At 39.3% G+C, this 24,161-nt stretch carries 24 protein-coding genes; 2 read left to right on the forward strand and 22 right to left on the reverse strand.

The window, feature by feature from the left end; translation table 11 throughout:
- The first annotated feature begins 19 nt into the window (after nt 1-19).
- Nucleotides 20-886 (forward strand): mechanosensitive ion channel family protein, encoded by an 867-nt coding sequence (locus PL11_RS09775; RefSeq protein WP_035166976.1) that lies wholly within the window; start codon nt 20-22, stop codon nt 884-886.
- Between the two features lie 45 nt (nt 887-931).
- On the opposite strand, the gene cbpB is transcribed toward PL11_RS09775, so the two are convergent.
- From cbpB to murI, 4 genes are read right to left on the reverse strand one after another with little or no spacing between them, the layout of a single operon-like run.
- The gene (cbpB, locus tag PL11_RS09780) at nt 932-1,414 is read right to left on the reverse strand and encodes a cyclic-di-AMP-binding protein CbpB (protein ID WP_035166975.1); all 483 of its coding nucleotides are present in this window, start codon (nt 1,412-1,414) and stop codon (nt 932-934) included.
- A 17-nt stretch (nt 1,415-1,431) separates the two neighbouring features.
- Nucleotides 1,432-1,950 carry a YfcE family phosphodiesterase gene (locus tag PL11_RS09785; RefSeq protein ID WP_035166974.1) on the reverse strand — a complete coding sequence of 173 codons (519 nt, stop codon included), beginning with the start codon at nt 1,948-1,950 and terminating at the stop codon, nt 1,432-1,434.
- Complete coding sequence (locus PL11_RS09790) at nt 1,947-2,540, reverse strand: XTP/dITP diphosphatase (protein ID WP_035166973.1); 594 nt, start codon at nt 2,538-2,540, stop codon at nt 1,947-1,949. The genes PL11_RS09785 and PL11_RS09790 overlap by 4 nt, the downstream gene beginning before the upstream one ends.
- Nucleotides 2,541-2,561: 21 nt before the next feature.
- The gene (murI, locus tag PL11_RS09795; RefSeq protein ID WP_035166971.1) at nt 2,562-3,350 is read right to left on the reverse strand and encodes a glutamate racemase; all 789 of its coding nucleotides are present in this window, start codon (nt 3,348-3,350) and stop codon (nt 2,562-2,564) included.
- A 130-nt stretch (nt 3,351-3,480) separates the two neighbouring features.
- Here murI and PL11_RS09800 point away from each other — a divergent pair, with 130 nt between their 5' ends.
- Nucleotides 3,481-3,981: a DUF2507 domain-containing protein gene (locus PL11_RS09800; protein ID WP_035166970.1), complete on the forward strand. Its 501-nt coding sequence runs from the start codon at nt 3,481-3,483 to the stop codon at nt 3,979-3,981.
- Between the two features lie 29 nt (nt 3,982-4,010).
- Here the strand turns inward: PL11_RS09800 and trxA are convergent, their stop codons facing one another.
- From trxA to mutS, 18 genes are all read right to left on the reverse strand, one after another.
- A complete protein-coding gene (trxA, locus tag PL11_RS09805) occupies nt 4,011-4,322 on the reverse strand; it encodes a thioredoxin (protein ID WP_035166968.1) in 312 nt (103 codons plus the stop codon).
- Between the two features lie 77 nt (nt 4,323-4,399).
- Nucleotides 4,400-6,766, reverse strand: coding sequence for an endonuclease MutS2 (locus PL11_RS09810; protein ID WP_035166967.1), 2,367 nt, complete (start codon nt 6,764-6,766; stop codon nt 4,400-4,402).
- Nucleotides 6,767-7,261, reverse strand: coding sequence for a CvpA family protein (locus PL11_RS09815; protein ID WP_035166966.1), 495 nt, complete (start codon nt 7,259-7,261; stop codon nt 6,767-6,769).
- Nucleotides 7,258-7,521 (reverse strand): cell division protein ZapA, encoded by a 264-nt coding sequence (locus PL11_RS09820; protein WP_035166965.1) that lies wholly within the window; start codon nt 7,519-7,521, stop codon nt 7,258-7,260. The genes PL11_RS09815 and PL11_RS09820 overlap by 4 nt, the downstream gene beginning before the upstream one ends.
- A 74-nt stretch (nt 7,522-7,595) precedes the next feature.
- Nucleotides 7,596-7,916: a DUF1292 domain-containing protein gene (locus PL11_RS09825; protein ID WP_035166964.1), complete on the reverse strand. Its 321-nt coding sequence runs from the start codon at nt 7,914-7,916 to the stop codon at nt 7,596-7,598.
- 13 nt (nt 7,917-7,929) lie between these two features.
- Nucleotides 7,930-8,364 (reverse strand): Holliday junction resolvase RuvX, encoded by a 435-nt coding sequence (ruvX, locus tag PL11_RS09830; protein WP_035166963.1) that lies wholly within the window; start codon nt 8,362-8,364, stop codon nt 7,930-7,932.
- Entirely contained in the window at nt 8,365-8,643 is a 279-nt protein-coding gene (locus PL11_RS09835; RefSeq protein ID WP_035166962.1) for an IreB family regulatory phosphoprotein, read from the reverse strand.
- Nucleotides 8,644-8,739: 96 nt separating this feature from the next.
- Nucleotides 8,740-11,382 carry an alanine--tRNA ligase gene (gene alaS, locus PL11_RS09840; protein WP_035166960.1) on the reverse strand — a complete coding sequence of 881 codons (2,643 nt, stop codon included), beginning with the start codon at nt 11,380-11,382 and terminating at the stop codon, nt 8,740-8,742.
- A 271-nt stretch (nt 11,383-11,653) separates the two neighbouring features.
- On the reverse strand, nt 11,654-13,012 hold the full coding sequence (locus PL11_RS09845; protein WP_035166959.1) for a DEAD/DEAH box helicase: 1,359 nt from the start codon (nt 13,010-13,012) through the stop codon (nt 11,654-11,656).
- 8 nt (nt 13,013-13,020) lie between these two features.
- Complete coding sequence (locus PL11_RS09850) at nt 13,021-13,968, reverse strand: DHH family phosphoesterase (RefSeq protein ID WP_035166958.1); 948 nt, start codon at nt 13,966-13,968, stop codon at nt 13,021-13,023.
- Between the two features lie 69 nt (nt 13,969-14,037).
- Nucleotides 14,038-15,132, reverse strand: a complete 1,095-nt coding sequence (gene dinB, locus PL11_RS09855) for a DNA polymerase IV (RefSeq protein WP_035166956.1) — start codon at nt 15,130-15,132, stop codon at nt 14,038-14,040.
- An 83-nt stretch (nt 15,133-15,215) separates the two neighbouring features.
- The gene (yajC, locus tag PL11_RS09860) at nt 15,216-15,614 is read right to left on the reverse strand and encodes a preprotein translocase subunit YajC (RefSeq protein WP_035167664.1); all 399 of its coding nucleotides are present in this window, start codon (nt 15,612-15,614) and stop codon (nt 15,216-15,218) included.
- An 88-nt stretch (nt 15,615-15,702) separates the two neighbouring features.
- The gene (gene tgt / locus PL11_RS09865) at nt 15,703-16,845 is read right to left on the reverse strand and encodes a tRNA guanosine(34) transglycosylase Tgt (RefSeq protein ID WP_035166955.1); all 1,143 of its coding nucleotides are present in this window, start codon (nt 16,843-16,845) and stop codon (nt 15,703-15,705) included.
- 17 nt (nt 16,846-16,862) lie between these two features.
- Complete coding sequence (queA, locus tag PL11_RS09870) at nt 16,863-17,903, reverse strand: tRNA preQ1(34) S-adenosylmethionine ribosyltransferase-isomerase QueA (protein WP_035166953.1); 1,041 nt, start codon at nt 17,901-17,903, stop codon at nt 16,863-16,865.
- A gap of 13 nt (nt 17,904-17,916) precedes the next feature.
- Nucleotides 17,917-18,939: a Holliday junction branch migration DNA helicase RuvB gene (gene ruvB / locus PL11_RS09875; protein ID WP_035166952.1), complete on the reverse strand. Its 1,023-nt coding sequence runs from the start codon at nt 18,937-18,939 to the stop codon at nt 17,917-17,919.
- A 12-nt stretch (nt 18,940-18,951) separates the two neighbouring features.
- Nucleotides 18,952-19,554 carry a Holliday junction branch migration protein RuvA gene (gene ruvA / locus PL11_RS09880; protein WP_035166951.1) on the reverse strand — a complete coding sequence of 201 codons (603 nt, stop codon included), beginning with the start codon at nt 19,552-19,554 and terminating at the stop codon, nt 18,952-18,954.
- Nucleotides 19,555-19,608: 54 nt separating this feature from the next.
- A complete protein-coding gene (mutL, locus tag PL11_RS09885; RefSeq protein WP_035166950.1) occupies nt 19,609-21,543 on the reverse strand; it encodes a DNA mismatch repair endonuclease MutL in 1,935 nt (644 codons plus the stop codon).
- A gap of 10 nt (nt 21,544-21,553) precedes the next feature.
- Entirely contained in the window at nt 21,554-24,154 is a 2,601-nt protein-coding gene (gene mutS, locus PL11_RS09890; RefSeq protein ID WP_035166949.1) for a DNA mismatch repair protein MutS, read from the reverse strand.
- Between the last annotated feature and the right edge of the window lie 7 nt (nt 24,155-24,161).

Here is a 24,161-nt window from a genome sequence, read left to right on the forward strand (position 1 = left end):
CATGAATTGAGGAAAAATAATGAAAGCTCCAAATCAATTAGTCACGCAAGTTCACGTAAAAAATGTCTTTAAATACTTAAATTGGGATGAAATTTTAAACTCATTGATCAAAAATTCGTTACTGATTATTATCGTTTCCATTTTGTTAGTGTTGGTAAATAAAATTGGAAAAGCATTGATTCATCACCTGTTTAAACAGTATCGAAAGAAATACTCAAAAACAGTCACTGAAAAACGAATCAGGACTTTTCAAACTTTATCCCTCAACATTTTCTCTTATGTTATCTGGTTTCTGTGGATTTACTGGATATTGTCGATCATTGGGATTCCGGTTGGCACCCTAGTTGCCAGTGCTGGAATTTTTTCTCTAGCAATTGGGCTTGGTGCTCAAGGATTTGTGACTGATATCGTCAGTGGATTCTTTATTTTATTAGAGAAACAAATTGAAGTTGGCGAATATGTAAACATTAATAATATTAAAGGAACCGTGAGTGCTGTCGGCCTGAGAACTACCCAAGTGATATCTGATGACGGGACCCTAAACTTTATTCCAAACAGAAGTATCCAAACGATTGCCAACCTTTCACGAAATAATATGGTCGCAATCATTCAAGTTCACATTACTCCGGAAACAGATATCAACAAGGCATTAGAAATAATTGACCAAGTAAATGATGCTAATGTTTCAAATTACACTGATATCGTTGGTGCTCCCAATGTTCTCGGTACGGTTGCTTTGACTGATAATAAACTTGCCATTCAAGTTAATATGACCACTAAGAACGGTGCCCAATACCACATTCAACACGACTTCTTAGCACTATATCTCCAAGCATTAACTCAGAATGGAATTAAATTAGATAATAGTCCCGTGACATATAAGTAAGTCAAAAAAGGAGCTAGCATTTTCAACAGAAAATGCTAGCTTCTTTTAATCATGATTGTATTTATACGCCGGAAGAGCAACGTAGTTTTCAGTAAAGTTATGGGTCAAGAAGTTTATCTGCTTCATTACTTCTCTTCTAGTACAGATTCCAACAAATTCTTCATCCTCGTTAACAACCGGTAAGAAATTTTCATCCTCTAAGTAGCGCATAATCACTTCCAAATCTTCAGGGTCAGTTATGATTGGGACGTCAGTCTGCATAACATCCCTTACCTGAAGGTTTGCCAAAGGTACCGTTGAGATGCCTTCGTTTGTAAGCATATGCTCAGTTATCATTTGAAGTGAAATCAGTCCCTTAAAATGATTTTGATTATCCAATACCGGGATTTTTGCATACTTAACCTTTGTTAGAACTAAAAAAACGTGAGCTAAATTGTTATCTTCGTTAACAGTTGCAACTAAGTCAGCCGCAATCATTGGCTGTCGCTCACTCTTCTTTAAGACGTTTTCAATGGGTTTATCAAGCATTAATTAAATCTCCTTTATCAACGATCAAATTGAAAATGTAATGAAGGAACCAGATTAAGATCTCGATCATAATAATCCACGATGAATTTTTGGGTCGAAACGTCCACGATACAAAATGTGCCACCAATCATCTGGAACTCACCTCTAGGTTGAGAAATACTTCCAGGATTGACTAAAAGCAAAGAACCATCCATCGTACACATTAGTTGATGAGTATGACCGAACAAAGCGATGTTAGCAGATACGGACCGAGCTGTAAGCTCTAAATTTAGTGGACTTTGATTAACATTCTTTAAATGTCCATGGGTTTGGTAGACAACATCATCACCGATATTAACTACATTTTCTAATGGAAAATCTTCAAAATCCATATTTCCCTTAACGATATTAAACTGTTGAACCAGTGGTGAGTCAATGGACAATTCAGAATCTCCATTGTGAAAACGATAGTCAACTTGATCACCAAATTGGTGCAGAATTTTCGTTAAGATTTGCTGGTCTCCGTGGTTATCACTTACAACTAATAATTTACTCATGACCACGCCTCAGATAGTTTAGCGACCAATTGCTTAATCGCCCGACCTCTATGGCTTACGGCATTTTTTTCGTGAATGGACATTTCTGCCATTGTTTTTTGACTGCCTGGAATCAAAAAGAATGGATCATACCCAAAACCATTGTCACCGCGAGACTCAGTTAAAATTTCTCCATCAACCTTACCTTCAGCGACAACTTTATCGCCCGCTGGGGTTAAGAATACTAGAACTGATTCAAAATAAGCTTCCCGATTTTTTCCAGCAAGCTCTTTAATTAGCTTACGATTGTTAGCATCATCATCATGATCACCTGCATATCTAGCCGAATGAATACCTGGAGCACCATTAAGTGCAGGAACAACTAAACCAGAATCATCGGCAATTACGGGCTTATTAACTAAATTCATAACTGCCCTGGCCTTGATTTCGGCATTTTCTTCAAAACTGCTACCATTCTCATCGATTTCCCCAACTTCGGAGTAATCATTCAAAGAGGTTACCTTGACCGAAAATTTTGCTAAGGCTTCCTCAATTTCATTAATTTTATTTTGATTTTGTGAGGCAATTACAATTTCTTCTGGTTTTTCCATTGAACTCTCCTCTAATAAGTATTACAAGTTTAGATTATTCGCCGCAATGCTAGATTTCAAGAAATTATCCGCAACTTTTACGAACTCTTCAGGGTTTCCTGTCGTATAAAAAACATCCGAACCATCGCGATCTGATTCAGCTAATGCATCATTTTGCTCCAGTAGCTCCTTAACCTGCCTTGCTGTAGCAACTCCCGGGTCAACTAATGTTACGTGAGGCATTGCCGTTCCAATCTCTGCTTGAATAACTGGGAAGTGAGTACAACCCAAAATTAATGTATCAATAGATGACGTCTTTAAGTTTGCTAGTTGAGATTCAACAACTTCATACGAGTGTTCACTGCCAGCTTCGCCATCTTCTACCAACTGAACAAAATCAGGGCATCCCTGGGATACTACTTCAAAGTTACCCGCCGCTTTGATAATTCGTTCGTAATCACCTGATTTAACAGTCCCATTAGTCGCAATTACACCGATAGATCCTGTTTTGGAAACTGAAACTGCGGTTTCCGCACCAGGTTTAATTACACCAATTACTGGAATTGGAAGTTCCTGTTTAATTCGCTCATACGCAGCTGCTGTTGCCGTGTTACAAGCGATTACCATTGCTTTTACATCTTGCTTCAAGAAGTAGTTAGCAATTCTTTTTGTCAGCTGATAAACTTCTTCAGCCGTTTTTTCACCGTATGGTAAATTTTTTTGGTCACCAACATAAATAAATTGCTCGTTTGGGAGGATTTTCTGAAGTTGGTTATACACCGTTAAACCACCAATTCCTGAATCCATAACCCCGATTTTTCTGTTATCCATCGTATCACTTCTTTACATAGACTAGACTTAATTATCAAACATTTATTAAGTACATTCAACTAATGACTTCGTTTATTACAAAATATTGTATAATAAAAATATTAGATTTCGAATCAATGGAGATTAGAAAATGAATAGCAAAACATATGAACAACTGCGCAACGATCCAGACTTGGAGAACCTTTTAGGTCAAACTTTACTGAGAGATGACTTATTAGTAGAAATTTTAGGCGATGAGTATCATGAAATTTTATATTGGGCGGGTAAGCGGCTAGGACGCAAATACCGTCTAGCGAACTATGAATCACTGTCTGTGTTCTTTAAACAATTTGGTTTGGGAGACCTAACTCTAGTTAAACAAGGAAAAAATCAGTTAGATTTTGAATTAACTGGAAAAATTATTGAAAGTCGATTACTGCAAAATGATGATCCTGACTTCCAATTAGAGTGTGGATTACTCGCACAATTTGTAGAATACATTCTAAACCGGCAGTCAGAGGCCGAAATCTCTAAAATAAACGCTAAAAAAGGGCTAGTAAGCATCAACGTACTAACCAGTAGTGAACCACCCTTAGACGGCCAGGAATCTGACGAAATTTTTAAACTAATTACAGAGGAAACTAATGAATAAAAAAGGTAAGCCCACCGGCTTACCTTTTTTTAATCAGTATATTGATCTAGAACTTTCTTAAGTTGTTCCTTTGAATGATAACCCACTACTGTATCAACTACTTCACCATCTTTTTTGATAAGTAAAGTTGGAATACTCATGATTCCAAATGATTGGGGTGTATTTGGATTAGCATCAACGTCCATCTTATTGAAAGTAACGTTATCCATTTCGTTGGCTAACTCTTCAACTACTGGAGATTGCATTCTACATGGTCCACACCAAGTAGCCCAAAAGTCTGTTAACGTTACTCCTTTAGAAGTATCGCTTTCAAAAGTTTTATCTGTTGTTTCATTTACCATAAAAAGCTGCCTCCTTATTTTACTTAAACCATTTTAACAACAATCCAGCAAAAAGCCAATCAATTGCACACAATTAATTACTTGAACTTAACAATGGTGGAGCCGTCCCCACCGGCATTAGGGGCTGAATATCCATAGCTACCCACTCGTGGATTGCTTTTAAGGTAATCATTGACACCATTTCGAAGAGCTCCAGTTCCCTTACCGTGGATGATAGTAACGGTTGGATAACCCGCCAGCAAGGCTGAATCAATATATGAATCCAACCGACTCATTGCTTCTTCATAACGCTCGCCCCGCAAATCGAGTGTGGGTGAAATCCCGCTTGAACGGGTTCGAGAAACGTGAGCACGGTATTTTTGTTTTTCCTCAGGAACTGACTTTTCTTTTTCTAGGTCATTGGGATCAATTTTCATCTTCAATATTCCCATCTGAACTTCCCAAGAACCGTCTTTTTGCTTATCCACTAATGTTCCATGTTGTCCATATGACTTAACAAGGACCTCATCGCCCTTGTGAAAATCATGTTTACGCTTCTCGCGCTTAAGAACCTTATTTTTCTTTAAGTTAGGTTCAACTTCCAGTGCGTTCAAGGCACCCTTCGCCTCAATTAGCTCATTTTCCTTAACTGTAGCCTTGCCAACTTGAGCTTGTTTTTTATGCAAGTCAGCAATAATCTCATCAGCTCGTTTCTTAGCATCAGAAACTACTTGGTTAGCCTCAAATTGGGCCTTTTCAAATAACTTCTGCTTACTCCCCTGGTACTTATCAAACTGAGCTTTTAGCTCTGTCTGAAGTTCAGTGGCATCCTGTAATTGTATCTCTAATTCTTCAGCATCGACCCGAGCTTTTCTAGTCTGCTCAGTTAATTCAGCAATCATATTGTTGATATCCTGATTAGAATCATCAGTGTATGCTCTTGCCTTTTCGATAATTGACTCATCGAGGCCTAATTTTTCAGCAATATTTAACGCATTACTTTGGCCAGGAACCCCAATCATCAACCGGTATGTCGGCTTTAGAGTTTCAACATCGAATTCCATAGATGCGTTGATCGTATTTTCCCGATCGTATGCAAATGCCTTCAGCTCAGGGTAATGGGTGGTAGCAATTAATTCAGACGATTTGGCCGCAATTGCATCAATAACCGCCATTGCTAAAGCTGCACCTTCCTTAGGATCTGTACCAGCTCCTAATTCATCTAATAGTACCAATGACTTATCAGTTAACTGATTAAGAATCGATATAATATTATCCAAATGTGACGAGAAGGTACTTAGATTGGCTTCAATTGATTGATCATCACCGATATCGGCAAAAACATCATCAAAAATACCAATGTGGCTTTCTTCGTTAGCAGTGATAAATAATCCTGATTGCCCCATTAGTTGCAAGAGACCAACTGTTTTAATGGTAATTGTTTTACCACCTGTGTTGGGTCCGGTAACAATAATTGAACGATATTTTTCCCCGATCTCAATGTCATTGGGAACAACTTTATCGATATCAATTAATGGCTGGCGTGCCTTACGCAAATTAACGTAATTATCAGTAGAAATCAATGGTAAGGTAGCTTTTACCGAGTCAGCGTACTTCGCCTTAGCATTAATAAAATCAAGGTGACCCATTAGGCTCATGTTGTTTTTCAAACTATCAGAATATGGTCGTAATGTCGCCGTTAATGCAATTAGGATTCTCCGTTCTTCCTCACGTTCAGACAGTTGAAGCCTTCGTAGTTCGTTGTTGTTTTCAACAACACTACTTGGTTCAACGTACAGAGTTTGCCCAGAGGCACTTTGATCATGCACAATGCCACCAAATCTTTGTTTAAACTCTGCTTTGATTGGAATCACAAACCGATCATCTCTAACCGTGATTATGGGCTCGCTAAGATATTTTGCGTCAGCTCCCTTTATGAAACGGTTCATTCTACTACGAATATCAGTTTGAGTTTTCTGGATTGCTCTACGAACAGAACGCAATTCACTTGAAGCCCCATCCAATATCCGACCATCGTCATCAACCGATCTAACTAAATCATCAGTGATTTCAGGCATCAAATCCAATTGAGAAACTAATTCATCAATTGACCTTAATTTAACATCTTCAGCCGCTAAAGTATCAAAGAAACTAACCACCACTTTCATTGATACCAGCAGTTTTTTAATGTGAGCTAACTCTGTTCCCGAAAGAGCAGAATTTTCAATGTTTAGTCGTTTTAAAAATGGGGCAATTTCAGTCAGATTAGGAATTGGGATTTCTCCCTTTAATCTAACAACGTCTGCACCATCAGCAGTTTCATCTAACCATTCTTTCACTTGTTGATAGTCAGAGCTCGGGGTTAAGGAAACCAGTTGTTCTCGACCGGCATCAGTGACTAAAAATTGCTCAATTTGTTGTTTTATTTTTCCGTATTCAAGCGTTGTGAATACTTTAGAGTTCAATTATCTCACCCCTTTTGAGTTTGAATTATCAATAATTCTATCTAACAGATGCGGAGTCTCGCGGACCATGTACTTGGCCACGGTCGCATCTTCGTATTGTTCTTTCACAGGATTGCTTATTGCAATCAATAAATTTAACCCTGCAAATACAAACAAGTAAGCAATCAAGAATCTAATTGCCCCACCAAAGATGGCGTTGATTTGTTTTAATCCAATAATGCGAGTTGCTGGATTTATCACCCGTTTCAAAAGCATTACAACTCGCCAAACGATAGTGTACAGAATCAAAAATGTGACCCAATGAATAATTCTTTCGTATTCCACAAAATTAAATTGGTGAACTACCCAGTCCGTCAGTGGAGTCGTATACCGCCACGCAAGTGCTAAAGCGAATATGAAGCCGACAAAATTCAAGAATTCCGCAACGAATCCCCGGCGAAATCCAGCAGTGAAACTTAAAACTAAAATTGCCAGAATTATCAAATCTAGAATCATTGCTTTGGCCTCTGCTCAGTTGCCGAGCCAGCTTGTCTTGCAGCTTGTTCTTTCATTGAAAGTTGATTAGAAAGCGCATTGAAAGCAACTAGCAATGCTCGATCTTCTTTACTAGTATCTGGTAGTTGTTGTTCAATTTGGGATAGTTCTTCATTTAAAAGGTCAGCAGTAGCCTGCATATGTTCATATGAACCATCACCAATAAAGATGTAAGGCTTGCCATCAATCGTTGCCTTAAACCTTCTCTTTTCGTTTTCCACTTTTGTTTCACTCCTAAATCAATTAAAAAGGACTGGAAGTCGAAGAAATATTCGCTTCCAATCCATTTTAACAATTATTCTTCTTTATTACCGTCGTCTTCTTGGTCATCGTCGCCATGAAGGAATGTGTTAAGAACAGATTCAATCATATCCCATTCTTCATCGCTTTCAATCAATTGAAGTTCGCCACCTTGTGGATCTGATGGATCATCGTCAGCTGGTAATGCGTAAGCCTGAATCTCAACTTCTTCATCATCACTCTTACCGGTTGGGTAAATTAAGATGTAAGACTTGTTGAAGTCTTCAGATTTAAAAGTAAATAAAACATCATATAATTGTTCGTCGCCGTTTTCGTCAACTAGCGTAATTTGTTGTTGAATTGGTTCATCAGCCATTAAAAGTACCCCTCTACATCTGTGTTAGTTTTCCTTTACGATCTAGATAATTTTGAAGAATTAAGCTAGCCGCAAGTTTATCAATTACTTTTTTTCGTTTCTTTCGTGAAACGTCTGCTTCTTCTGTTAACATTCTTTGAGCTTCAACAGTGGTTAGTCGCTCATCTTCAAAGTCAACTGGTAGACCAAACTTTTCAGTAAGCTTCTTACCATATTCCTGAGAGGCAACTGCCCGATCACCCAAAGAATTATTCATGTTTTTAGGCAACCCGAGTACAAATCCACCAACTTGATGTTCTTCAACAAGTTCAGCAATCCTATCTAGTCCAAACTTGCCCTCATCTTCGTTGATTCTAACAATTTCTACTCCTTGAGATGTCCAACCGAAAGCATCACTTACAGCAACACCCACGGTCTTTGAACCAACATCCAGTCCCATTATCTTCATTTAATTCTTCCCTTTGTTATCGCTGGGATGATTGTCTAGATAGAAACGAACAAGTTCCTCGATAATCTCATCACGTTCATGACGCCGAATTAAATTTCTTGCATCAAGATTACGAGGAATGTAAGCAGGATCTCCTGAAATCAAATATCCAACGATTTGATTATATGGATTGTACCCCTTTTCCTCGAGGGCACGGTACACCGTCAAAAGTGTATCACGTACATCCTTTTTTTGATCATCGTTAAAATCAAAAAACATGGTTTTGTCTAATGAGCTCATACAATTCACCTCTATGACTAAAAGTCATTTGAATCAATTTTAACCGATAAGCGCCAAAACTACAATCATGCTAACTGATTTTATCAAAAAAACCAATTATTGTTGACTTAACCAATCAACTGCAGCACTCATTGCTTTATCAAGTCCAGCTGGATTCTTACCACCGGCTTGAGCCATGTTAGGTCGGCCACCACCGCCTCCTTGAATGTTACTTGAGATGGCTTTAATCAGGTCAGAAGCCGAAATTCCTGCTTTGACACTCTCATCAGATGAAGCAACGATCAAATTAGCTTTGTCGCCCTTACCAGTTCCCAGAACAAGAACATCTGACAACTTTTTATCGCGCCATGAATCGGCTAATTGTCTCAATTGGTCCATTCCTGAGTCCTTAATAACACCAGTAATAATGGTATGTGATCCAGCCGTCTCAGCATTTCCAAACACGTCTTGAGCTTGTTGAGCAGCCATTTTAGCTTCCAAACTAGCCTGCTTTGTCTCTAAATCTTTTACTTCTTGTTGGAGTTGCTCTACTCGATTCCCAACTTCTTTCATCTGAGAAACCTTAAGTTTAGCAGCAATCTGCTTTAAGCTATTTTCCTGTCCGTTTAGATAATCAAATGCTTCTTTAGAAGTTACAGCTTCGATTCTTCTAACTCCAGCACCAACTCCAGATTCTGAAAGAATCTTAAACAATCCAATTTCGTTAGTATTCTTAACATGAGTTCCGCCACAGAATTCAATTGAGAAGTCGCCAACGCTAACAACCCGAACTTTATCACCATACTTCTCACTAAATAAGGCGATAGCACCCATCTTCTTACCGGTTTCTGGGTCAGTAACCGTGGTATCAACGTTTATTTCTTTGAAGATCTGTTCGTTGACCATATCTTCAACCTTTTGGAGATCTTCTGAGGTAACTGAGCCAAAGTGGTTAAAATCAAATCGTAAGTAATTTGGTTCAACCAATGATCCAGCTTGTTGAGTATGACCACCTAAAACGTTTCTTAATGATTGATCAAGCAAGTGGGTAGCTGTATGGTTTTTTTCTACCTTGCTATGGAAGGCTTTATCAACCTTTAATGAATAAGATGCACCCTTCTTAAGTGGTTGTAACAAACTGACAGTGTGCAAGTTTTGACCGTTTGGTGCATGCTGAACGTCAATTACTTCAGCAACTTTTTCACCATTTTCGTCGTAAATGTCACCCTTATCGGCAACTTGACCACCCATTTCAGCATAGAAAGGAGTCTTATCAAAAATTACTTCTGCCTCATCTGATTTGGTTTCATCAACGAGGGTTTCATTCTCGATTAATACAACGGCTTTAGCATCATCAACATCAAGTTGATCATAGCCGACATACTCACTATCATCCTTAATTTCAATCAATAGGTCTCGTTGGACACCCATAGATTTAGCATTGCTCCGAGCATTTCTAGCTCGATCCTTTTGCTTTTGCATTTCATTTGCAAAACCTTCTGTATCCACCTTGATACCAGCATCGGCTGCAGATTCTTGCGTTAATTCCAGTGGGAAACCATAAGTATCGTAAAGTTTAAATGCAGTAGCTCCATCGATCATGTTGGTACCATTATTCTTAGCTGTATCGATTTCCTCTGACATCAATTTCAGCCCACCAGCAAGGGTTTCGTTAAACCGATCCTCTTCAGACCTTACTACTTTCGCAATGTAATCACTTTGCTCTAAAACCTCTGGATAATGTGATTTTAAAGTATCTCCAACAACTGGAACTAACTTGTAAAGAAATGATTCTTTGATACCAAGTTTTTGGCCATTAACGATTGCTCGTCTAATCAAACGACGAATAACGTAACCTCGACCTTCATTAGAAGGAATTGCTCCGTCGCCAATCGCAACCGTGATTGCTCTAGCATGATCTGCAATAACTCTAAAACTTTGATCTAACTTAGAATCTTGACCATACTTAACGCCATCGCCAAGCTCTTCAGCTTTATGAATCATTGGTAAAAATAAGTCGGTTTCAAAGTTAGTTTTCGCATTTTGGAAAATTGAAACCACCCGTTCAAGTCCCATTCCCGTATCAATGTTTTTTCTAGGAAGTGGTTCGTAAGTGTCTTCTGGGGTGTGATTGAATTGTGAGAACACAATATTCCAAACTTCTAGGTATTGATCATTTTCCCCGCCAGGATAGTTTTCAGGATCATCAGGTGCTAGATTGTTAAATTTCTCACCACGATCATAGAAAATTTCTGAATCAGGTCCTGAAGGTCCCTGACCAATATCCCAAAAATTATCTTCAACTTCGATGATATGATCAGGAGCAACCCCAACCTCTTCCCAAAACTTTTTGGCATCCGTATCTTTTGGATAAACTGTCATATATAGCTTTTCAGGGTCCCAGCCAAACCACTTATCTGAGGTTAGGAGTTCATATGCCCATGCAATTGCTTCTTTTTTAAAGTAATCACCAACGGAAAAATTTCCGAGCATTTCAAATAGAGTGTGGTGACGTGGAGTCTTCCCAACGTTTTCAATATCGTTTGTCCGAATTGATTTTTGTGAACTTGTCATGCGAGGATTCTTTGGCACAACAGAACCATCAAAGTATTTTTTCATTGTTGCAACACCAGAGTTGATCCATAACAAAGTTGGATCATCAACTGGAATTAATGAAGCGCTTGGTTCGATTGTGTGTCCTTTTTCTTTGAAGAAGTCCAAATACATTTGTCTGATTTGGCCACTAGATAATTCTTTCATTAAAATTCTCCTTACCAAAAATAAAACACCGTTGCATTTAGAAGAGACGCCATTTAAGACGCGGTACCACTCTAATTGCAACGATGTTTCGTAACCACTTTTATTTCCTATAACGTAGGATTTGCGTTTGACATTTACCTTTGAGGATAGCACCAACAGTCATCAATCGTTTTTCACAGCAACCAAAACGTTTCTGAAAATGATTAACTGTTAGCATGTTCCTCGGTCACAAAAATTATACGTTTTTGTGAAAATGATGTCAATGCCTGTTCTAATGGTAACGCGTTGAACTTTGCTTTCTTTGTTTCCGCTTAGCACGCTGATCTTCGCGCTTCTTAACTCGACGATCCATTTCGTCTTTACGGTCCAAATTCATCTTGATTCTTCGCTTATACCCAGGCTTAACTTTCTTTTTCTTCTTCTTGATCATTCCAATCATGGTTGGATCAAGCTTATCATGTTTCTTCTTGTGGGTTGCCCGCCGATTACGATCATAAGTATCAACTACTTCGTGATCCTTAACAGCCTTGGGTTTGAACTTGATGCCCATAGATTCGAGTTCAGCAATTTCATCCTCTTCGTCAGGCGTATACAAGGTAATTGAAATCCCTGACATCCCGTTTCTACCCGTTCTACCAACCCGATGAATAAAGAAGTCCAAGTCATCAGGAATATCGTCATTGATGACGTGAGAAATACCTTCGATATCAATTCCCCGAGCGGCTAAATCAGTCGCAACAACAAACTGAAATTCTAGTTTTTTAATTCGGCGCATTAATTGCTTTCTCTCACGAGGCTGAACACCACCATGAATCATAGCAACCTTTAATCCCTGGCCCTTTAAAAACTCAGTAATTTCTTCAACTCGACGCTTAGTATTTGCAAAGACCAACACCAGGTAAGGTTCACCAATGGTCAAAAGCTCATAAATCAATTGATTTTTGTCCTTACCCTTAGTTGAAATTAGCCAATTATCAATAGTTGGACTAATAATCGTGGATACTGGAATCTCTTCTACGACCGGATTGTTCATATATTTCTTAAGGAATACATTAACTTTTTGAGGGATAGTTGCAGAAAAGACCATCATCTGGACTTCTTTACCAAAACTAGACGCAATCTTATCAACAATATCCAAGAAGCCCATATCTAAAGTCATATCTGCTTCATCAACAACAAATTGTTGGGCATTATGCACATCAAGATGACGACCGGAAATTAGATCCCAAATTCTACCTGGAGTTCCAATTACGACGTCTGGTTGCTCATGTTTTAACTTCTCAATTTGCCGATTTTTATCAGTTCCGCCAACGTATGAACCAATTGTAATTTGGTGTTCTGAGTGTCCTGCAAGCTGTTTGGCATCCTCAATGATTTGGTATGCCAACTCACGACTAGGCGTTGTAATTACCGCTTGAGTTGTTTTTACTTCAGGATCAAGTTTGTTAAAAATTGGTAGTAAAAACGCGTGAGTCTTACCACTACCAGTTGCAGACTGACCAACCAAATCTCTTCCAGACATTACGATTGGAATTAATTTTGATTGTGCAGCTGTTGGTTGTTTAAAGCCCTTTTCTTGCAACGCTGATAACAAGAAAGGCTTTAATTTAAAATCTGAAAATTCTGTCATATACTCTCCTATTTGCTTTCCGAAACTAACTTATCTAATCGGGCAACAAATTCTTTAATTTGGTCTTCGTTCTCAACAACAGCACCACTAGCCAATTCATGGCCACCACCGCCATATTCCTTAGCGAGTTCATTAATTGCTGGTCCTTTTGAGCGCAATCGAATTCTGAATCCGCCGTCTTTTTGCTGAACGAAAATTGCCCAAGAAACAACTTCTTTAATTCTTCCTGGAAGTGGGACCACTGCCGAAGTGCTCTCATCCCCCAAATTAAATGGCTCCAAAACCTCATCTGATAATACTAGGTAAGCTGCGCCACTATCGAGAATGTTTAAATTTGAATAAACATAGGCTGATAATCTAGCCAGTGGGATATCAATCTCATCTTCAATCTGGTTTACCTCAGAAGCGCTAAAGTTATATTCTGTAAGTTTGCTAGCAACCGCTAACGTGTGAGATGAAGTGGCAGGATACATAAACCTACCAGTGTCACCAACAATCCCAGCATATAACAATCTTGCGGCTTCGTCTGGCATCGTCAATTCAGAATGATTAGCATCGTAAAAATCATATACTAACTCTGATGTGCTCGAAGCTTGATCCTCTACCCACTGAATATCGCCAAAAGCGTCATCATTTGGATGATGGTCAATCTTGATCATTGATTTGCCTTGATTATACCGATCATCATCTACCCGAGGCTGATTAGCAGTATCCACAACAATTACCAAAGCATCTTTGTACTGATCATCAGCAACTTCATCAACAGTTCCTAACCAAGCAAAGCTTGAGTACTGCTTACCGACACAAAGGACATTTTTCTCAGGAAATGAAGCTTTCAAAATTTGAGCCAAACCCATTTGAGAACCAATTGCATCTGGGTCTGGGCGCTTGTGCCTGTGAATAATGATAGTTTGGTATTTTTTTATTGTATTGAGAATTTCTGTTTTTTCAGCCATTTTTTTACCTCTCGCCATTTAATAGAACACTTAAGTATATCTTATCTAACCGATAAAGTGAACGCAAACTTATTGAAATAAATCCAAATCAATATTTTCATAGCTCAAATCATCTAGGTTAGTAAGGGTTATCCCAAGTAATCTAACACCTCGTTCTTCTGTTACAGGAGGCACATCCTCTAAGAGCTGGACTGCTAGATTAAGAAATTCGGTATCATCATTATCCAAGTATCTATCAAAACTAACCCTTTTTGTGTAGGTTGAAAAATCCGTAAACCTAATTTTCAAAACTAGCGTCTTGCCGTGTTTCTTCTGTTTGATTACCGCTTCCGTAACCAGTTTAGCAATTTTACCAAGGGCAGCATGAACTTCTTCATCAGACAGTAACGGCGGTCCATACGTCCGTTCCTTACCAATTGATTTACGAATTCTATTTGCCTCAACAGGCCGGGGATCAATTCCTCTAGCACGTTCATAAAGAATGTAGCCGAACTTTCCAAAATTTTTAATTAAGTCTAATTGGCTCCACTTTAATAAATCATCCCCATTATTGATTTTCAACTCGTGCATTTTAGGAACAGTTTTTTTGCCTACGCCTCGGAATTTTTCAATCGGTAGCACCTTTAAAAACTCCAAAGCATCCTTCTGATCAATAATTGTCATCCCTGACGGCTTAGCGTAATCTGACGCTTCTTTAGCTAAAAATTTAGAATATGAAACACCAACCGAGCAAGTTAGATGAGTCATATTCCAAATTTTTGTTTGGATTTCCCTACCTACTCGAATTGGGTCTTTAATATCTTTTTTATTATTAGTGACATCTAAATAAGCCTCATCTAGGGCATATGATTCAACTATGTCTGTGTATTCATTAAAAATTTCATGAATCATCGCAGAGTACTTTCGATAAAAGTCAAACCCCGAAAATCTAAATACCGCCGCTGGGCATAACCTAAGTGCTTCCATTGAACTCATCGCTGAATGAATTCCGAACTTTCGAGCATTATAGTTTGCGGTTGAAACCACACCACGCCCACCAGTTTTTCTAGGATCTTTAGCAACCACTAATAGCTTAGTTTTTAGGCTGGGGTCTAATAACTCTTCGATTGAAGCATAAAATGCATCCATATCAACATGAATAATTTTCCTGTTGTCTTTTTCCATATTTATCAACTCACACTAAGTATACACAAACGTATGTTCTTTTCCAAGCAAAAAAATAAGCCCAAAGGCTCATTTTCAATTGACTATTTAGTTTCTTCAGAATCTTTAGTATCTGGTTCTTCAGCTGCTGGTTTTTCATCAGTAGCAGCTGGTTGAGAACTTTCAACGTTATCCTTAGGTTCAGCTGGCTTAGCAGCTGCATTTGCTTGGTTACCTCTATCAGATGCAACTGGTGCACCAACAGCTGGTTGTTTGATTGAAGCAATAGCGTTCAAATCAAATACCAAGTAAATTCCGTCACAGTCAAGCGTTACAGTTTTGTCAGTTGTGTTAACTTCATCAACGATACCATGTAAGCGGCCAATCGTTACGACTTGATCTCCAGGCTTTACCTTAGAGAGCTCTTCGCGACGCTTTTGTTCTTGCTTACGTTGTGGTCGAATCATAAAGAAGTACATTAAACCAAACAAAACAACAATCATTAAGATCGAGTATACAGAACTATTCAACAATTTCACCCCGCTTATTCATACTATTAACTGTACCAAATTAACATGAAAAGGTCTACACCTAAAAGTTTTTTGGATTTGGCTTGTTATATCCATATTGTTCAAAAACTTCAGCCCGTAAGTCCAACAAGTTGTCATCAATGATTGCTTGTTGAACCCGTTTCATCAAGTGAATTAAATAATGAAGGTTATGAATCGAACATAATCTCATACCAAACGCCTCATCCGTTTTCATTAGGTGACGAATATAAGCCCGTGTATAATTTCGACAAGCATAACAGTCACACTGATCATCCATTGGTGTGAAGTCTCTGGCGTACTTAGCATTTTTGACAACCAACCTACCATGAGAAGTCATTACCGTACCGTTTCTGGCAATTCTAGTAGGTAAAACGCAGTCAAACATATCAACTCCACGAATCACGCCATCAATCAATGAGTCGGTTGCTCCGACACCCATCAAATATCGTGGCTTGTCTTCTGGTAACAAAGGGGCCGTAAAGTCTAAAACTCGATTCATTTCTTGCTTTGATTCGCCAACTGATAGTCCGCCGATTGAATACCCAGGAAAATCTAAACTTACAAGGTCCTCAGCAGATTGCTTTCTTAAATCTTCAAATCCAGCTCCCTGAACAATTCCGAACAGCCCTTGCCAATCAGGATTTTTATGAGCTTTAAGGCCACGTTCAGCCCACCGAGACGTCCGTTCAACTGATTTTTTTACGTAGTCATAACTTTCAAAGTATGGTGGGCATTCGTCCAAACTCATCATGATATCTGGACCTAACGCATTTTCAATCGCCATAGCTTTTTCAGGGGATAAGAACATTTTTGATCCGTTGATTTCGTTCTTGAACGTCACCCCATCTTCGGTTATATCCCGATTCTTAGCTAGTGAAAACACTTGAAAGCCACCAGAATCAGTTAAGATTCCCTTATCCCAATTCATAAATTTGTGCAAGCCACCAGCCTCTTCAACAATATCTTCACCCGGGCGGACCCATAAGTGATAGGTGTTTGCCAAAATAATTGTGGCCCCCATGTCATCAAGTTCCTCAGGTGCAAGGGTTTTAACTGTGGCCTGGGTTCCAACTGGCATAAAAATTGGTGTTCTAAAGGTACCGTGAGGAGTGGTGATTTCACCAAGCCTAGCACCCGTGTGCTTTTCTTTTTTGATCAGGCGATAGGTTATCGCTGGTTGCATAAAAGCATCCTCCTAAATTAATAAATGTACATTGCATCGCCGAAGCTAAAGAAACGATACTTCTCATCAATCGCATGCTCGTATGCATTCAAAATGTTGTCACGTCCAGTGAAGGCAGCAACTAACATAACAAGCGTGGATTTTGGTAGATGGAAGTTTGTGATAAACGAATCAACGACCTTCCACTCATATCCTGGTTTGATAAATATGTCTGTCCATCCTGAGTCCGGATGAATTTCTCCGTTAAACTTTGAGCCAACAGTTTCTAGTGTTCTTATTGACGTCGTCCCAGTGGCCACAATCTTTCCACCACTATCTCTAACTTTATTAAGGGTGCGAGCAGCCTCTTCACTGAGACGATAAAATTCACTATGCATTTTATGATCTTCGATGTTTTCTTCATCCACTGGTCGAAATGTCCCAAGACCAACGTGTAACGTTAAATAAACAAGCTTAACGCCCTTATCTGCGACCTTCTGCAATAATTCCTTAGTCCAATGCAAACCAGCAGTTGGAGCAGCTGCAGAGCCCATTTCTTTGGCGTAGACAGTTTGGTACCTGTCTGGGTCATCGAGCTTTTCTTTAATGTATGGCGGCAATGGGGTTTCACCAAGTTCTTCTAGAATCTCGATAAAGATTCCATCATACTTAAATTCAATTTCCCTACCCCCATGCTCTAACTCCTTGGTAACGACTGCTTTTAACTTACCATCACCAAAAGTTATCACTGAGCCAACCTTAGCTTTTTTGGCAGGTTTCATTAAAGTTTCCCACTTATCGCCTTCGATATTATGAAGCAGCAGTACTTCCAGATGGCCACCGGTAGATTCTTTCTCACCATAAATTCTAGCGGGCATTACCTTTGAATCGTTCATTACCAAGGCATCCCCTGGATTTAAATAATCTAAAATATCGTAAAAGTGGCGATCCTGAGTTTCACCACTCTCATGATTTAAGACTAATAACCTAGAAGTATCGCGATTTTTAATTGGGGTTTGAGCAATTAATTCGTGCGGTAGGTCATAGTCAAAATCATCTAATGTGTAATGAGTCTCCATGATGTGAGCCTCCCTAATCCTTTGTAGTTGGAAATTCATATCCGAGGTGTTCATATCCCTTTGCGGTTACCATTCGTCCTCTAGCTGTCCGCTTAATCAGACCAATTTGCATCAAATAAGGTTCATACATCTCCGCAATTGTATCGGTTTCTTCACCGATATTTGCTGCCAAAGTATTCAGCCCAACCGGACCGCCGTTGTAAAATTCAATCATTGTTTTTAACAACTTAATGTCAGTATCATCTAAACCGAGATTATCAACCTTTAAGAGATTAAGAGCGTACTGGACAATTTCTAAATCAACTTCTGACTTATCAGATACCTGAGCGAAATCCCGAATCCGTTTAAGCAAACGATTGGCAATTCTGGGAGTTCCCCTTGAACGCAAGGCAACCTCATACGCTGCATCATCAGAAATTGAAATGTTAAATATATCCGCGGTCCGTTTGACGATGTTATTTAAATCTTTGGTTTGGTAATAATTCATGTGTTCCACAATTCCAAATCGATCACGCAATGGAGCTGATAAAGCACCAGCTTGGGTAGTAGCCCCAATCAGTGTGAACGGTGGTAGTGGGAAGTGAACTGGGTGAGCACCGGGACCTTGGCCGACAATTATATCTACATAGAAATCTTCCATCGCAGAGTACAACATTTCCTCAACAATTTTTGGTAATCGATGAATTTCATCAATAAACAAGACGTCGCCAGGTTGTAACTCATTTAAAATTGAAAGTAAATCCCCAGGTTTGTCGATAGCTGGCCCACTAGTCGTTCTAATATGAACTTCCATTTCATTAGCAATTACCATCGCCAAAGTTGTCTTTCCTAGTCCAGGAGGCCCATAGAGTAAAACGTGATCTAAAGATTCTTCCCGTTGCTTTGCAGCCTTGATATATATTTGGAGTTCGTTTTTAATATCGTCTTGACCAATGTACTGATTTAAAAATTGGGGGCGCAGTGACATCTCAATTTTTTCTTCATCATTGTTCTCAACGCCGGATGACACTAGTCGATCATCATTTCCCTCGCTCACAAAGTTCACCTCCTACTTCATTAATAATTTCAAACCTAAACTTAGATATTCATCAGTGGAAAGACCACTCTTTTCAGACATCCCATCCTTGATTGCAGAAATCTGCTTTTCTGAATATCCTAGTGCAGATAGTGCTAACAAGGCGTCTCTCAGTTCTGGACTATCATCAGATAGGTTCGGTTCAGGCTTAACTGGTGAATCCAATAAGTCGCCATCAATATCACCAAGTTTACCTTGCAAGTCCAAAATAATTTGTTGAGCAGTCTTTTTGCCTACACCAGGAAACTTTGTCAAGAACTTCACATTACCTTCATTTACAGCGGCAATTAAACCTGAGCGATCATTACCTGCGAGAATCGCCAGGGCACTCTTAGGGCCAATTCCAGACACTGCAATTAGTTTTAGAAATAGTTGCTTATCCTTGGCATCAAAAAAGCCAAATAACAGCAATGCATTTTCGCTAACTGATTGGTAAACATAAACCCTAACGTGCTCATCACCAACTTTAAACCTGTATGGATCAGCAGTATAGATAAAATAGCCGACCCCACCAGTTTGGACAACGATATGATCTGGTGCAACATCAACGATTGTCCCTTGGATAAATTCAAACATGACATTCCCCTATTTCCAATAAATTAATCAACTAATTGTATCATATTGAAATCGCTAGATAAGCTCTTCTTCAGTGTGATGTGGGTCTTGGATTCGCTTAAACATTTTTTCAATATCTTCATTTGTAAATTTTACTAGGACCGGGCGTCCATGTGGGCAGTTATATGGATTTTCACATTGAGGTAACCGCTCCAGTAATGCTTTAGCTTGCCGTTCATCAAGGTGGTGGTTTGCTTTAATGGCCCGTTTGCAACTCATCATAATGGCTGCCTTTTCCCTAAATGCTGCCACAGAAATTTTATGGTTGGTCAATATCCAATCAATCATTTCTTTAATTGTAGACTCTTCCTGACCGGCCTTAAACCACATTGGGTGCTGGTGAACGATAAAACTATTCTGACCAAAGTCTTCCAGAAATAATCCAAGTTCCCTTAAAACTGGTAATTTATCCATAATTAACAGGTAGTCACTAGTTGAATAATCAAGGATGATTGGTACCAATAGCTTTTGTTGGTCAGGACTGACTTCCCCAATTTTTTGGCGATAATACTCGTAATTAACCCGTTCTTGAGCAGCATGTTGATCAACTAAATACATACCTTCCTCAGTTTCTGCAATTAAATACGTACCATGAATTTGTCCAATGTAGTGAAGGTCAGGAAATCCAGAATCAAACTTAAATTCTTCAACATCAGCTAATTCAGCAACTTCACTAGCTTTCTGTTCTGCCGGAGATTGTGGCCCTGAGATATCTTGAAACGCTGGTAACGATTCCGGTTCGGTTGCTACACGGTTTTCAAACCGACTAACTTCTGGAAGACTCAACTCTCGCTTATTATTAATTACGATTGGTTGATTCAATTCGGGAGCGTCATGAAATTCAGATTTAGGTTCAGTTAACGCTGGTTGAGGAGTTGGTGCTGGTCTAACTGGAGCGGGAGTTGAATCAAAAATATCAACCATTTTTGATTGTTGTTTGAATGGCTCAGACGCATCGGGGATCAACTGCTTATCAGCTAACGCACTTGAAATTGCTTCATAAATTAGCTTTGAGATTTGCCCTTCATCGCTGATCCTAACTTCCTGCTTGGTTGGGTGAACGTTAACGTCAATCAATGCAGGATCGGCCTTAATTTCAATTACTGAGATTGGAAAGCGACCAATCATCAACTTGGATCCATAACCAGAAATTACTGCCTTAGTTAGCCCAAAATTCTTAATGTAACGGCCATTCAAAATAATGGAGATATAGTTCCTTGACGCCCTAGTAAGTTCCGGCAAACTAACATAGCCGTTGACCTCTAAATCTAAATTATCAGCATGAATTTTGACCATCTTGCTAACAGTCTTCATCCCATAAATTGCCCCTAAAACTTGAAGTAAGTTACCCCGACCTGAAGTCCGCAATAGCTCTCTGCCATTACTTGTAAAAGAAAAAGCAACTTCAGGATGACTAACAGCAAGCCGGTTGACCATATCAGAAATCCGTGATAATTCAGTGTTTGGCGAACTCATGTATTTTAGCCTAGCTGGGGTGTTATAAAACAATGAAGAAACCTCAATAGTAGTTCCTTTCCGAGCTGGGGCGGGCTTTTCATTAACTAATTTTCCACCTGCGTAATTAACTTCAATTCCTTGGCCGCCCTCTGAGGTTTGCATTCTGACCTTCGCAACTGAGGCAATTGAAGGTAAAGCCTCACCACGGAATCCCAAACTACGGACCCGAAATAAGTCTCGCTGTTCAGCAATCTTACTCGTCGCATGGCGTAAAAAGGCAGTCTTAACTTCCTGAGGATCAATTCCATTACCATCGTCGACGATTTTGATGAACTTTAACCCTGCATCCTCGACAGTAATGTTGATTTCTGTACTTTTGGCGTCAATCGCATTCTCAACTAATTCCTTAACCACAGAGGCTGGTCGCTCGACAACTTCTCCCGCAGCAATCTGGTTAGCTAATACTGTTGGTAATTCATGGATTTTTGCCATTTTAAATCACCTAATCCTTTTTAATCTTCTGTTGCCATTTATAAACTTGATTCATAATTTCCATTGGTGTTCTTGACATTAAATCAAGTTTTTTCAGTTGTGAAATTACATCAGCTTGTTTTTCGTCAATCTGATCCAGTGGGAACAAGGAAATCTGCTCCTCACTCTGAGGTTCTCGCTCAATATTTTCAACCATGGCGTTTGCTGAGCCATGAACTTCATTTTCGTTATCTTCTTGGAGATTGTCCAAAATCGTGCTAGCTCTTCCAAGCAATGACTTCGGTAGGCCCGCCAATTTAGCAACGTGAATCCCGTATGATTTATCTGCTGGGCCCATCTGAATCTTATGAAGAAACACTAATTCACCATTTGATTCAGTTGCTCCCACGTGAACGTTCTTTAACTGTTTTAAAGACTGATCTAAGGCAGTTAGCTCATGATAATGGGTTGAAAATAGGGTTTTCGCCCCAATATTGTTATGCACATATTCAATGATTGCCTGAGCTAGTGCCATTCCATCATAAGTCGCAGTTCCCCGACCAATTTCATCAAATAGGATCAAACTATTAGGCGTTGCGTTTTCAATGGCATCATCAGCTTCCTTCATTTCAACCATGAAGGTACTCTGCCCCGATATTAAGTCATCTGCGGCACCAATTCTGGTAAAGATCTTATCAAAAATTGGCATCTCAGCGCTTTTCGCTGGGACAAAACAGCCTACCTGGTTCATTATGACTGCCAATGCGAGTTGCCGCATGTAAGTACTCTTACCAGACATATTGGGCCCAGTAATAAGTAACACGTTAGTATCCTCATTCAGGTCAACATCATTAGGAACATACTGTTGATGGCCTAAAACCTTCTCAACCACAGGATGACGACCATCAACAATTTTAACTTCATGACCATCAATTAATTGAGGCTTAATAAACCGGTATTCTTCAGACACAGCAGCAAAGCTTTGAAGGACATCAGTCGTCGCAATTGCATCTGCCAAACGTTGAATATCCTTTATCGCTGCTTTTATTTGATCACGAACCTCGACGAATAATTTGTACTCAAGATTTTTGCTTTGTTCTTGAGCTTCTAAAATCATGGCTTCTTTTTCTTTTAACTCTGGGGTCGAGAATCTCTCCGAGTTTGCTAACGTTTGTTTTCTTTGGTAACGATTCTCTGGAATTTTGGCTAAGTTGGTCTTGGTAACCTCGATGTAGTAACCAAAAACGTGATTAAACCCAACTTTTAGATTATTAATGCCAGTAACTTCACGTTCTTTAGCCTCTAACTCAGCCAGCCAGCGTTGAGCATTATTAGTCGCATCACGGTATTTATCGAGCTGCTCATCATAACCGTCCTTAATGACACCTCCGTCTGTAACAGAAATCGGTGGTTCATCGGCAATTGCCCGGTCAATCAAATCGACGATGTTATCTAAGGGAACTAGCTCCCTTAATAAATCATCAAAATTTTTATCCGCAATCTGCTCAAGAATGTAACGTACCTTAGGCACTTGCATCAGTGACGTTTTTAGTTGGATCATGTCTCGACCATTAACGCTTCCAAATGCAACTCGGCCTGATAGTCGTTCCAAATCATAAACTTTGATTAGTTCATCTTGAAGTTGATTGCGTTCAAAGAAATGTTCCACCAAAACACCGACAATGTTTTGTCTTTGTTCAATTTTTCCTCGATTTACTAACGGCCGTTCAAGCCACTGCTTTAAAGTTCTACCACCCATTGCAGTCTTAGTTTGATCCAACAACCACAGTAAAGTCCCTTGCTTCTTTCCAGTTCGAATATTCCGGACTAATTCTAGATTGTATTGAGAATTATGATCCATCTCCAAGAAATCGGAAGGTTCATACATAACTGCCCGCTTTAAGTGATCTAAACTCCGCTTTTGGGTAGTTTCGATGTATGAAATTAAGAGTGACAGTACTTGTCTTGCAGAATCGCCTTCTGCGTCTTGGCTTAAATAACTAGTTGAAGAGTTGGCTGGCAACAATTCCTGTTTAGAAATCAGAATTCCTAATTTAGTCAAAGTTTCGGTAGCTTTTACAGGCAAATTATCGCCCAGAACGACAGTTTCTTTGCTTGATAGTGAAACTACCTCGTTAATGATTTCATCGATAGAAGTAAGATTAGCAACCTTAAGCTCTCCAGTTGAAAGGTCAGCATAAGCGAATCCATAAGTACCTTCATCGGAATTATAGTAAAGGGCAGTCAAATAATTGTTTTCTTTAGCGTTTTCACTACCAGTTTGGAACTGAGTCCCTGGAGTTACCAATTGAATAACTTCTCGCTTAACCATTCCCTTAGCAAGCTTAGGATCTTCCATTTGCTCACAGATTGCGACTTTATATCCTTGGTCTACCAAGATATCAATGTAGTTCTGCACCGACTTATGGGGCACACCACACATTGGCACTGGGTTCTTTGAGCTTTTATTGCGGTTGGTTAACGTAAGCTCAAGAATTTGTGACCCTTTTATGGCGTCATCGTTGAACATTTCATAAAAATCACCCAGACGGTAGAACAAGAATGCGTCAGGATACTGATCCTTGATTTTTTGATACTGCTCCATCATTGGAGTTACTTCACTTTTTGCCAATCTAAAG

The organism is Lentilactobacillus curieae (assembly GCF_000785105.2).
Taxonomy (GTDB): Bacteria; Bacillota; Bacilli; order Lactobacillales; family Lactobacillaceae; genus Lentilactobacillus; species Lentilactobacillus curieae.

Coding starts and splice junctions, on each gene's coding strand:
- PL11_RS09785 (WP_035166974.1), bottom strand. CDS start 1,950: ATGAGTAAATTATTAGTTGTAAGTGATAACCACGGAGACCAGCAAATC.
- tgt (WP_035166955.1), bottom strand. CDS start 16,845: ATGCAACCAGCGATAACCTATCGCCTGATCAAAAAAGAAAAGCACACG.
- mutL (WP_035166950.1), bottom strand. CDS start 21,543: ATGGCAAAAATCCATGAATTACCAACAGTATTAGCTAACCAGATTGCT.
- PL11_RS09815 (WP_035166966.1), bottom strand. CDS start 7,261: ATGATTCTAGATTTGATAATTCTGGCAATTTTAGTTTTAAGTTTCACT.
- murI (WP_035166971.1), bottom strand. CDS start 3,350: ATGGATAACAGAAAAATCGGGGTTATGGATTCAGGAATTGGTGGTTTA.
- PL11_RS09845 (WP_035166959.1), bottom strand. CDS start 13,012: ATGACAGAATTTTCAGATTTTAAATTAAAGCCTTTCTTGTTATCAGCG.
- PL11_RS09800 (WP_035166970.1), top strand. CDS start 3,481: ATGAATAGCAAAACATATGAACAACTGCGCAACGATCCAGACTTGGAG.
- cbpB (WP_035166975.1), bottom strand. CDS start 1,414: ATGCTTGATAAACCCATTGAAAACGTCTTAAAGAAGAGTGAGCGACAG.
- PL11_RS09825 (WP_035166964.1), bottom strand. CDS start 7,916: ATGGCTGATGAACCAATTCAACAACAAATTACGCTAGTTGACGAAAAC.
- PL11_RS09775 (WP_035166976.1), top strand. CDS start 20: ATGAAAGCTCCAAATCAATTAGTCACGCAAGTTCACGTAAAAAATGTC.
- PL11_RS09835 (WP_035166962.1), bottom strand. CDS start 8,643: ATGAGCTCATTAGACAAAACCATGTTTTTTGATTTTAACGATGATCAA.
- PL11_RS09850 (WP_035166958.1), bottom strand. CDS start 13,968: ATGGCTGAAAAAACAGAAATTCTCAATACAATAAAAAAATACCAAACT.
- ruvA (WP_035166951.1), bottom strand. CDS start 19,554: ATGTTTGAATTTATCCAAGGGACAATCGTTGATGTTGCACCAGATCAT.
- yajC (WP_035167664.1), bottom strand. CDS start 15,614: ATGATTGTTGTTTTGTTTGGTTTAATGTACTTCTTTATGATTCGACCA.
- dinB (WP_035166956.1), bottom strand. CDS start 15,132: ATGGAAAAAGACAACAGGAAAATTATTCATGTTGATATGGATGCATTT.
- ruvX (WP_035166963.1), bottom strand. CDS start 8,364: ATGAAGATAATGGGACTGGATGTTGGTTCAAAGACCGTGGGTGTTGCT.
- alaS (WP_035166960.1), bottom strand. CDS start 11,382: ATGAAAGAATTATCTAGTGGCCAAATCAGACAAATGTATTTGGACTTC.
- queA (WP_035166953.1), bottom strand. CDS start 17,903: ATGGAGACTCATTACACATTAGATGATTTTGACTATGACCTACCGCAC.
- trxA (WP_035166968.1), bottom strand. CDS start 4,322: ATGGTAAATGAAACAACAGATAAAACTTTTGAAAGCGATACTTCTAAA.
- PL11_RS09790 (WP_035166973.1), bottom strand. CDS start 2,540: ATGGAAAAACCAGAAGAAATTGTAATTGCCTCACAAAATCAAAATAAA.